This window comes from Aeribacillus composti (genome assembly GCF_007827555.1).
Classification (GTDB): domain Bacteria; phylum Bacillota; class Bacilli; order Bacillales; family Aeribacillaceae; genus Aeribacillus; species Aeribacillus composti.
This window is the reverse complement of sequence record NZ_VISS01000066.1, coordinates 1-2,498: the sequence shown is the minus strand read 5'-3', so window position 1 is coordinate 2,498 and position 2,498 is coordinate 1. Positions and strand designations below refer to the sequence as shown.

The 2,498-nt window shown below is 33.1% G+C and carries 5 protein-coding genes; all 5 read left to right on the top strand.

The window, feature by feature from the left end; translation table 11 throughout:
• The first annotated feature begins 25 nt into the window (after window positions 1–25).
• On the top strand, window positions 26–265 hold the full coding sequence (locus FB379_RS18200) for a hypothetical protein (RefSeq protein WP_066251013.1): 240 nt from the start codon (window positions 26–28) through the stop codon (window positions 263–265).
• 668 nt (window positions 266–933) lie between these two features.
• Complete coding sequence (locus tag FB379_RS18525) at window positions 934–1,071, top strand: hypothetical protein (protein WP_158640224.1); 138 nt, start codon at window positions 934–936, stop codon at window positions 1,069–1,071.
• Window positions 1,072–1,088: 17 nt separating this feature from the next.
• A complete protein-coding gene (locus FB379_RS18195; protein WP_066251015.1) occupies window positions 1,089–1,493 on the top strand; it encodes a hypothetical protein in 405 nt (134 codons plus the stop codon).
• A 54-nt stretch (window positions 1,494–1,547) separates the two neighbouring features.
• Window positions 1,548–2,270: a TNT domain-containing protein gene (locus FB379_RS18190; protein WP_066251017.1), complete on the top strand. Its 723-nt coding sequence runs from the start codon at window positions 1,548–1,550 to the stop codon at window positions 2,268–2,270.
• On the top strand, window positions 2,267–2,498 hold a 232-nt coding region (locus tag FB379_RS18185; RefSeq protein WP_144598578.1), incomplete at its 3' end, for a hypothetical protein. The genes FB379_RS18190 and FB379_RS18185, both read left to right, overlap by 4 nt.

Here is a 2,498-nt window from a genome sequence, read left to right as displayed (position 1 = left end):
ACAAAATAAAGGAGGTTGGTAAAAAATGACACGAACTGAATATGAAAATAAAATAAAAGAGTTAGGCATAGATTTGGAAGAATTGAATATTGTTATTGGTAGAAAAACCAATGTACCATTTTCAACAGGTTGCTACTTAGAAGGTGATAATTGGATCTTATATAATGTGGATGAAAGACAAAATTTTTCAATTATCGAAAGGGGAAATGAGAATCAAATTTTCAAATTTTTATATATGATAACGATGGGAAAAATAGGTAGATAGAAAATAAACATTTTAATTTGACCGCACTACTTATCCAAAGCTTCTAAGCTATTCCATGTCGTTGAAATAAAATTAATAATTAATGGAAATTAAATTTGACCGTAATAAATGGTTCAGAGAAGAGGGGCTTTTGAATCCTTTTTATGTTATCCATGATAATAAAGAGCCAATATTGTAACAGGTTCGGAAGTAATATTTAATAATGAAAGTGATGCCCTTGATAACTTTATAAAAAGGCTTATAACAGTAAAGTTGTTATTTTAAGATTAGCAAGAACAATAAGGTATTTAAGTAATAGAAACATAAAATATTTTCTGTCAATAAATGTGGTAGAGCATAAAATTTTTTAATAGAGGGATCGACAGAATTTTTGAAGGGCTGTCCAGAAAGTCAAATCGCCATTGAAAACAAAAAATCATAAACACCGATATATCAACTTTTCTAAAACATTAATGGGGGTGTCAATAAGCCGTAAAAACGACTTATTAGACACCCCTTTTTTCCATAAATAGACAATCCTATCAAATTACCGAGGTGAATAAACATGATCAGAAAAGGCCGTTTCGCCACTTATAAGGGAAAAGAATATGAAATGACTCGTAATATGGATGGAAATCTAATAATAATAAGTAGGATCCAGAATCGTTAAAGTTGGGATTTGTGGATAAATGAGAGTTCCTGAATGGAAATTTAAAGGTTACTTTGCTCCAAAAGATGGGGCTGAATTGTATGAAGTAATCAATGGAAAAGAATTTTTACGCGCTATATATGATGAAGACGTTGGTAGATTTGTTCCGATACAATAATTACTGGAGGGATTATTTTGAAAAAAGGATTATATGCCAAATATAAAGGTGAGGACTATAAGGCTAGATTAATAGAGAATAAAGTTAGGTTAATTAGCTATAATGCAACAAATTTAGATAAGGGGTTTAACGAAAAAAAATATCCAGATAATTATGACATTAGTAATCTCCCTAGAGTGTATATTAAAGAAGTTGAACAGAATGAGATAGAAGATATTTATGAAATAGAACTTATTGGAGTGATTGATGGACTAGAGGTGCAAATATTAAATGAAAATGTTAATGAATATCTTGTTGCTACATCTGATGTTACAATAGGAGTTGAGTTAGATCTAGACAGAAAAGATCGAGATACATTTATGGATTGGGTGCCAAAAAGTAGAGTTAAAACTATAACACATAAGAAATCAGTCATACTCTGATTTTCACAAGGTGGGAATTTACTAAACATCGAGTAGGAGGCTAATGAATTAGAAGTGCCGCAGCATTTGAAAATCGGCGCAGCAAACGGTGCGTTGCAAGTCGGCCGATTCGTAGACAACGCCATAACAAATCTGAAAAATGCGATCCCTGACCGGCAAATGGGATTCGCCATGGAAGGGGTTGGGGATGTTAAGGTTCCGGCGGAAAATACGCATGCGGTGGAAAACAAAATCCGGGCATACTTGAGCAAGGTCGATGGGGTGAATTTGGAGGACATAAAAGAAATTAAAGATAATTCAAAAGGTTTAAGTCCAGGTGATAAAGCGAAAATTGAAAAATGGATGTATCCACCCAGTGAGGAAAAGTACCTTAAATATAAAGATGTATATGATAATCCAAAATATTATAATCAAGAAACTGGAGAAGTAATATGGCCTCCAAATGATGGATTCGCAGAAGAACCGGTTGACACAATCCTGAAAGAAGGAATGTTAATAGATAGATATGGAGAACCAACTGGAGGCTTCTTTTCTCCAAAGGGTGTTCCGTATGAAGAGAGAGCGCTCGCATTGCATAGTGACGAAGCAAACTATTACGTTTATAGAGTATTGGAAGACTTTAGTGTTAAATCTGGTAAAGCTGCGCCTTGGTTTGGCAGACCAGGCGGGGGAACACAATTTGTAAAATACCATGAAAATGGGAAACCTTATACAATTAATGAATTAATTGAAGAAGATTTAATTGAACTTGTTTCTGTAAGGAAGTGGAGTCCATGATGAATGTGCTTGAACTCTTAAAGAAGGATCCTAATCTTTTTATCGTTGAAAATGATAACCAATCGTTAAAAGAAGTTTCTGTCTATCAAAAAAATTATGATAAAGACAATGTGTATTTCGATATGTCTATAAGATGTAAAACTGATATTGTCAACAAAAAAATGAGATTATATGAAGTCCAAAGAAATAAAGAATTTTTGATTGGACAATATGCCGATTCGGAATTTG